General features: G+C 65.8%; 7 protein-coding genes and 1 pseudogene. 7 read left to right on the top strand and 1 reads right to left on the bottom strand.

Annotated features, from left to right (window positions below; translation table 11 throughout):
- From O7A61_RS29990 to O7A61_RS29980, 3 genes and pseudogenes are all read left to right on the top strand, one after another.
- Positions 1-414 (top strand): annotated as a pseudogene (locus O7A61_RS29990) (cysteine synthase); the annotation flags it as partial.
- A gap of 11 nt (positions 415-425) precedes the next feature.
- On the top strand, positions 426-1913 hold the full coding sequence (locus O7A61_RS29985; RefSeq protein WP_337132830.1) for a pyridoxal phosphate-dependent decarboxylase family protein: 1488 nt from the start codon (positions 426-428) through the stop codon (positions 1911-1913).
- Positions 1914-1963: 50 nt separating this feature from the next.
- Positions 1964-2320 carry a hypothetical protein gene (locus O7A61_RS29980; RefSeq protein WP_337108598.1) on the top strand — a complete coding sequence of 119 codons (357 nt, stop codon included), beginning with the start codon at positions 1964-1966 and terminating at the stop codon, positions 2318-2320.
- 34 nt (positions 2321-2354) lie between these two features.
- On the opposite strand, the gene O7A61_RS29975 is transcribed toward O7A61_RS29980, so the two are convergent.
- Entirely contained in the window at positions 2355-3875 is a 1521-nt protein-coding gene (locus O7A61_RS29975) for a winged helix-turn-helix domain-containing tetratricopeptide repeat protein (protein ID WP_337132829.1), read from the bottom strand.
- 220 nt (positions 3876-4095) lie between these two features.
- Between O7A61_RS29975 and O7A61_RS29970 the strand changes: the two genes are divergently transcribed.
- The 4 genes from O7A61_RS29970 to O7A61_RS29955 all read left to right on the top strand — a co-directional run.
- Positions 4096-4335, top strand: a complete 240-nt coding sequence (locus O7A61_RS29970; protein ID WP_337132828.1) for a DUF1127 domain-containing protein — start codon at positions 4096-4098, stop codon at positions 4333-4335.
- Between the two features lie 117 nt (positions 4336-4452).
- Positions 4453-4824 carry a hypothetical protein gene (locus tag O7A61_RS29965; protein WP_027142530.1) on the top strand — a complete coding sequence of 124 codons (372 nt, stop codon included), beginning with the start codon at positions 4453-4455 and terminating at the stop codon, positions 4822-4824.
- A gap of 109 nt (positions 4825-4933) precedes the next feature.
- On the top strand, positions 4934-5560 hold the full coding sequence (locus tag O7A61_RS29960) for a CDGSH iron-sulfur domain-containing protein (RefSeq protein WP_337132827.1): 627 nt from the start codon (positions 4934-4936) through the stop codon (positions 5558-5560).
- 314 nt (positions 5561-5874) lie between these two features.
- On the top strand, positions 5875-7369 hold a 1495-nt coding region (locus O7A61_RS29955; protein ID WP_337132826.1), incomplete at its 3' end, for a hydantoinase/oxoprolinase family protein.

Below are 7369 nucleotides of genomic sequence, written 5' to 3'. Positions count from 1 at the left end.
AAGGCGCAGCTGCGCGGTGCCGATGGCGCCCCCGCCGCCAGCCACCCGGCCTTCGAGCCGCACCCGATCCAGGGCTGGACGCCGGACTTCATCCCCAATGTCCTGCAGGAAGCGATCGACGCCAGCCTCTATGACGAGGTGATGCCGATCGCCGGGCCAGAGGGCATCAAATGGGCGCGGGCGCTAGCCCAGAAGGAAGGCATCTTCACCGGCATTTCCGGCGGCGCCACCTTCGCCGTGGCGCGGCAGGTCGCGGAGAAGGCGCCGGCGGGATCGGTGATCCTGTGCATGTTGCCCGACACTGGCGAGCGCTACATGTCGACACCGCTGTTCGACGGCATCGAGGCCGAAATGGATGCCGACGAGCTGGCGCTGTCGCGCTCGACGCCCGGCTGCCAGTTTCCGGCGGCTTGACGGAGGCAGTCATGGACATCGCGCGAGAAACCGTCGGCATGGTGGCCGAGGAAACGCTTGACCCCGCCGACTGGGCCGATGTGCAGGCCTTGTCGCACCGGGTCGTCGACGATGCCGTCGATTATCTGCGCGACGTGCGCGACCGCCCGGTGTGGCGGGAGATGCCGGCCGATGTGCGGGACTTCTTCACCGCCCCGTTGCCGCGCTCGCCTGCACCGCTTGCCGCCGTCTACGGCGAGGTCTCGCGCACCGTGATGTCCTATCCCATGGGCAACATCCATCCGCGCTTCTGGTCCTGGTACATGGGGTCGAGCAACTTCACCGGCGCGCTCGGCGATTTCCTCGCGGCGATCCAGGGCTCCAATCTCGGCGGCGGCAACCATGCCGCCGGGCTGATGGACAGCCAGGTGGTGAACTGGTGCAAGCAGATGCTGGGCTTTCCGGCGTCGGCCTCCGGCACGTTGGTCAGCGGCGGCTCGATGGCCAATATCATCGGGCTGACCGTGGCGCGCAATGTCAAGGCCGGCATCGATGTGCGCGAACACGGCGTCGCCGCCATCGAAAAACCGCTGCGCTTCTACGGCTCGGACCAGATCCATTCCTGCCATCGCAAGGCGATGGAAACGCTCGGGCTCGGCAACCGGGCGCTGCGCCGGATCGCGACCGATGCCGGGCTGCGCATCGACATATCGGCCTTGCGCGCGGCGATCGCCGAGGACCGGGCAGCCGGCTTCACGCCGGCCTGCGTCATCGGCAATGCCGGTACGGTCAACACCGGCGCGATCGACGATCTCAGGGCGCTTGCCAAACTCGCGCACGAGGAAGGACTCTGGTTTCATGTCGATGGCTGTATTGGCGCGCTGATCGCGATCGCGCCGCAAAACGCCCACCGCATTGCCGGCATCGAATGGGCCGATTCGATCGCACTCGATCCGCACAAATGGCTGCACGCGCCGTTCGAGGTCGGCTGTGCCCTGGTCAGGGATGCCACAGCGCACCGCCGGACCTTCGCGGTGACACCGGAATACCTGGAATCGACGCCGCGCGGCCTCGCATCCGGCGAATGGCTGCACGACTATGGCCTGCAGACCTCGCGCGGCTTTCGCGCCCTGAAAGTGTGGATGGCGCTGAAGGAGCATGGCGTCGAAAAATTCGGCCGCCTGATCGACCAGAACATCGCGCAGGTCTCCTATCTGGCCGGGCTGATCGAGGCCGAGCCTTCGCTGGAACTGGCGGCAGCGCCGACCATCAACATCGTCTGCTTCCGCTACCAACCCGGTTTGGCGGGCGAAGCGCTGAAGGCGCTCAACACCGAGATCATGCTGCGGCTGCAGGAGCAAGGCATCGCGGCACTCTCCGATACCACCGTGCATGGCGAGCACTGGCTGCGTGTGGCGATCACCAATCATCGCACTCGCCGCGACGATCTCGATCTGCTGGTGCGTGAAGTGGTCAGGCTGGGGCGTGAGATCACTGCGGAGGGCCGCGTGTCTTCCTAGTTCCGGGCGGCCGTGCGAACCTGCCCGCGAATGATTCGGGGAGGTCGGCGGTGACGCTGTTTCGCATGGTTGCGCTGGCGGCACTGGTCCTGGCCAATTCGGCCGATGCCGCCGACATGGCCTTTTTCGTCAAGAATCTGCGCAAGGAGGCGGTCGCGGTCGAGCTGTTCAGCCGCGACCGTGAGACCGTCTGGCCTGGCAATGACAAGGTGTTCCTTGTCGAGCCGGGCTCGCAGAAATCGGTGCCGCTTTCGTGCAACCAGGGTGAGCACATCTGCTATGGCGCCTGGGTCGATGGGAACGACAAGATTTCCGCCGGCGTCGGGCCAGACAACGACCAGCCCTGCGATACCTGCTGTTTCATCTGCGTGGAGCACACGACCGAGACGATCGACCTGGTGCCGTGATCGGGGATCCAGTGCAGGCGGTCATTCCGGCGCGTCAGTCTGGAAGGCCGGCCTTGTGGAAGCCCTCGATGAAATGCTCACGCGTCGCGTCGTCGCGGAACGGCTCGGTCATCACCCAGTGGCGGGTCGTGAAATGCGGGTTGCCGACGAGGAACAGCTCGACCTCCGCGCGCGCCTCGTCGAGCCGGCCAAGTTGCGCAAGGCTTGCCGCGAGAAAGCGGCGTGAGCTGGTGCGGTAGGTCTCGTCCCGGCGCAGCGTCTCGACGGCGGCAGCGTAGTCGCGCGCCGCATATTGCGCCTGGCCGAGCGTCAGATAGTACCAGCTTGCCGGAAACGGGTTCAGCCGGAACGCCTTGCGGATCTGCTGCAGGCCCTCCTCCACCCGCCCGGCGAGCGTCGTTATATCGGACAATGTCGCCCAGGCATCGGCCTCGTTGGGGTCGAGTTCGAACGCCCTGGCGAATTCGGCGTCCGACTCGGCGAAATCATGCTCATAGGCAAGCAAATTGCCGAGCACCCAGTGGCAGCCGGCATCGTTCGGATCGATCGCGACCGCCTTGCGCGCCAGGTCCAGGGCAATGCGGCGGTTGGGGTCGATCGGCTCGCCCCAGTGCACCCATCCCATCCAGTGGTTCATGGCGAGCCAGCGATAGGCCTCGGCGTAGTCGGGGTCGAGCGCAACCGCGCGCGTCAGCATCAGATGCGCTTCCCGTGCCGTCTGCGGCGAATCGTCGATCAGCTTCCGCGCCCGCACGCACAGATCGTAGGCATCGAGATTGCGGGGTCGGTTGCGCGGCGGTGGCGCGCGCAGCCGGCCGAGCAACGCCTCCACGATCTTGGCGGTCACCTCGTCCTGGACGGCAAAGATATCGTCCAGGCCGCGGTCGAAGCGTTCCGCCCAGAGATGGTCGCCGCTCGCCGCGTCGACCAGCTGTGCGTTGATGCGCACGCGCCCCGCGTCACGCCGCGCGCTGCCCTCCAGCAGGTAGCGGACGCCAAGTTCCCCGGCGATCTCGCGCACATCCATCGCCCTTCCCTTGTAGGCGAAGGTCGAATTGCGCGCGATGACGAACAGGCCGGAGATCCTCGACAAGTCGGTGATCAGGTCTTCGGTCAAGCCGTCGCAGAAAGCGTCCTGCCCGGCATCGTTGCTGAAATTGACGAAGGGCAGCACCGCGATCGATGGTTTGTCAGGCAGCGGCAACGGTTTTCGCTTGGCGCCGGCGAGCTGTTCGACGGCTCCCGTGAAGCGGTAGCCGACGCGTGGAACGGTGCTGATCCATTCGCCGCCTCCTTCACCCGCAATGCCGGGCGGACCGAGCAGCTTGCGCAATTGCGCGATCTGGACGGTGAGATTGCCTTCCTCGACGGCCGTGCCGGGCCACGCCGCGTCCATGAGTTCGGCCTTCTCAATGATTTCGCCGGCCCTTGCGACCAGCGCCGCGAGCAGCTTCAGCCCGCGATAGCCGATGGCCACGGGGACGTCGTTCCGGAGCAGCGTTCCCGCACCGGCATCGAGCACGAACGGGCCAAAGGCAAAGCGCTCTCCCTGCATGGCGCATCTATAGAGCAATTCCAGGAAAGTGCGAAGCGGTTTGCCCCGGAGAAGCGCATAGCGCTTTCCCTGCAGGAATTGCGTGAAAACAAAGAGTTAGACGCCGTTTGGAACTTTTGAGAACTATTTGGCGGGCCTTAATTACGGCGGCGTTCGCGTCCCGCAGAATGCAACCTCTTTCAGTTCGAGGGCCTAGAAGTCCGCCCCCACGGAGATTGTCATGAATCATATCCTTGTTTCGGTTCCGCCGGCAGTGCTGCAGCCCGCAAGTCCCAAGCAAGCGCCGCGTCGGCGCCTGACGGTCTTGCGAAACACCATCGCGGCCTGGCGCGAGCGGACACGCTTTCGCTGGGACCTCAAGCGAATGTCGGAGGTCAGTCCACATCTGATCGACGACATCGGTTTGACGACCCCACAGGTAGAGGAAGAAATCGCCAAACTGCCCTTCTGGCAGCGATAAGGCGAAATGCCGCGATGATTTGGACGGGATTGCCGGGCATCATCCCTTTAGCATCCGCCCGCGTCATGCCATGATCCCCCATCGGCCGTGGGGGCCGATTCTACATCGGGGGTTTTCATGTCTTTCACATCAGCGCGCCGGCTCGCCGCCGCGTTTTCGCTTGCCGTCCTGTTTGTATCAACCGCCCATGCCGGCGACGTCACCTTCGCCGTCAAGAACAGCCATCCCAACGCCATGCGCCTCGAGCTCTACAGCCAGGACCGCGACTATGTCTGGCCGGGCGATGGCAAGGATTTCTATCTCGACGACGGCGAGACCAAGCAGCTGCCGATATCCTGCAATGAAGGCGAATCGATCTGCTACGGCGCCTGGGTTGACGGCGACGAAGGCACCTATTGGGGCGTCGGCCCCGGCAACAAGGAAAAATGCGAGGATTGCTGCTATACCTGCAGCGGCGGCGAGACCGAGGAGATCGATCTGGTCCCCTGACCGGTTTGCCAGCTTGACGGGTTTCCCGCTGGGGACCATAGCCCAAATACCCAAGGCACGCCGCGTGCATTCAGGCGCGGTGTGCTCCAGGCACACAGGGAGCACGCCAATGGCCGGTATGGTCGAAAGCGACAAGATCGACGTCGGATTTTCCGGCAAACGCTGCATCCACTCGCGCAATTGCGTGCTCGGCGACCCAAATGTCTTCGTGCCCAACGCGCCGGGCCAATGGATCCATCCCGAGGCGGCCAGCGTCGAAAAGATCGTCGCGCTGGCCGAGAATTGCCCCTCGGGCGCCATCACCTATATGCGCAAGGATGGCGGACCGCAGGAAAAGCCGCCTGTGGTCAACACCGTGCGGTTGCGCGAAAACGGTCCGCTGGCGGTGCATGCCGAGATCGTGCTTGGCGACGAGACATTCTTCCGCGCCACGCTCTGCCGCTGCGGCGCCTCGCAGAACAAGCCGTTCTGCGACAACAGCCACATCAGGGCGGGCTTTGCCGCCACCGGCGAACCGGCGCTGAAGGACACGCCCGCACTGGAGGCCCGTGACGGCCCACTGAAGGCGACGCCTACCACCAACGGCCCGCTCAAGCTCGAAGGCAATGTCGAGATCGTCACCGGCGCCGGCCACACGGTCGACCGCGCCACCAAGGTCTTCCTGTGCCGCTGCGGCCACTCGGCCAACAAACCGTTCTGCGATGGCAGTCATAAGAAGGTTGGGTTTGTGGGATAGCTGCGGAGGTTGGCGCGAGGCGCCCCCCTCTGCCCTGCCGGGCATCTCCCCCTCAGGTGGGGAGATCAGCTGCCACGCCGGGTTTCGCCTATCGCCAACGTTGCTGGGCCAGTGCCGGTACTGAGACTGCCAATCTCCCCCCTTGAGGGGGAGATGTCCGGCAGGACAGAGGGGGGCGCCTCACGCCGACCTTTCAATAAATTCTCCACCGCGCCAGTGCCGCGTCCCTTGGCCCATCTCTCCCGGCTTTATCCGCAAGCCCGTATCGGCTAAGGGCAGGCAACCAAACCATTTCCCCGGACTTTCGCCCCAAAATGACCGCCAAGACCAAGCCCGCCCCTCTCTTCCTCGGCATCGACACCGGCGGCACCTACACCGATGCCGTGCTGTGGTCCGAGACCGAAGGTCCCCAGCAGGGGCCGAACAAGGGCAAGGTGCTGGCCAAGGCCAAGGCGCTGACCACGCGGCATGATCTGGCCGTCGGCATTTCGGGTGCCGTCGACGCGGTGCTGGAAAAGGCGGCCACCGATCCGGCTGACATCAAGCTGGTCTCGATGTCGACGACGCTCGCCACCAACGCGCTGGTCGAGGGGCAGGGCGGCCGGGTGGCGCTGGTCATGATCGGCTTTTCCGAGGCCGATCTTGCCCGCGATGGGCTGAAGACGGCACTCGGCACCGACCCGGTGGTGTTTTGTCCCGGCGGCCATGATGTGCACGGCAATGCGGCAAAGCTCGACCTGTCCGGACTGGAGGCGATGCTGCCGGAACTCGGCGCGTCGGTGTCCGGCTTCGCCGTCTGCGCCTATTTCGCCACCCGCAATCCCGCGCATGAGATCGCCTCCCGGGAGCTGATCCGCGACAGGACCGGCCTGCCGGTCACATCAAGCCACGAATTGTCGGCCAAGCTCGGCGGGCCACGCCGTGCGCTCACCACGCTGCTCAATGCCAGGCTAATCTCGATGATCGACCGGCTGGTGGCGGCGACCGAGGGCTTTCTCGCAGCGCGCAATATCGCCGCTCCCCTGATGGTGGTGCGTGGCGATGGCGCGCTGGTTTCGGCGGCGTTTGCCCGCCAGCGGCCGATCGAGACGATCCTTTCCGGTCCCGCCGCCAGCCTGGTCGGCGCCCGCCACATGACCGGGCTCGACAACGCGGTGGTCTCCGACATCGGCGGCACCACCACGGATGTCGCTGTGCTCGATGGCGGCCGGCCGCGGCTCGATCCGGAAGGCGCCACCGTCGGCGGCTTCCGCACCATGGTCGAGGCGGTGGCCATGCGCACTTTCGGCCTCGGCGGCGATTCCGAGGTGACGCTGGAGGATGGCGCGCTCAATCCGAAAATCCTGCTCGGGCCGCGCCGCCTGGTGCCGCTGGCGCTGGCCGGCATGGCGCATGGCGAGGCGGTGACGGCGGAACTCGAACGCCAGTTGCGCGCCCCCAACACCGGCCGCATGGATGGCCGTTTCGCGGTCCGCACCGGCGTGCCGGACCGGCTCGCCGCGGGGCTGACCGCCCCGGAGGCAAAGCTCTACGAGGCGATCGGCGCGACACCGCTCGCCCTCGACAGGCTGCTGAGCTCGAACGCCCAGAATGCCACGCTGAACCGGCTGGTCTCGCGCGGGCTGGTGCATATCTCAGGCTTCACGCCGTCGGACGCCGCCCATGTGCTCGGCAAGCAGGCGAACTGGGATGCCGTCGCTGCCCGCTTAGGCGCCGAACTGTTCGCCCGCAGGCGCGACGGCCGTGGCCAGGCGATCGCGCCCTCCCCGGAAGCGATCTCGGAGCGGGTGCTGGTGACGCTGACGCGCT

It is taken from the genome of Mesorhizobium sp. Cs1321R2N1 (assembly GCF_037179725.1).
GTDB classification, from domain to species: Bacteria; Pseudomonadota; Alphaproteobacteria; order Rhizobiales; family Rhizobiaceae; genus Mesorhizobium; species Mesorhizobium salmacidum.
The sequence above is the reverse complement of the archived record's forward strand: the minus strand, read 5'-3'. Positions and strand labels throughout refer to the sequence as shown.

Excerpts from the sequence above, each read along its gene's own strand:
- O7A61_RS29965 (WP_027142530.1), top strand. The coding sequence starts at position 4,453 with ATGTCTTTCACATCAGCGCGCCGGCTCGCCGCCGCGTTTTCGCTTGCC.
- O7A61_RS29960 (WP_337132827.1), top strand. The coding sequence starts at position 4,934 with ATGGCCGGTATGGTCGAAAGCGACAAGATCGACGTCGGATTTTCCGGC.
- O7A61_RS29985 (WP_337132830.1), top strand. The coding sequence starts at position 426 with ATGGACATCGCGCGAGAAACCGTCGGCATGGTGGCCGAGGAAACGCTT.
- O7A61_RS29975 (WP_337132829.1), bottom strand. The coding sequence starts at position 3,875 with ATGCAGGGAGAGCGCTTTGCCTTTGGCCCGTTCGTGCTCGATGCCGGT.
- O7A61_RS29970 (WP_337132828.1), top strand. The coding sequence starts at position 4,096 with ATGAATCATATCCTTGTTTCGGTTCCGCCGGCAGTGCTGCAGCCCGCA.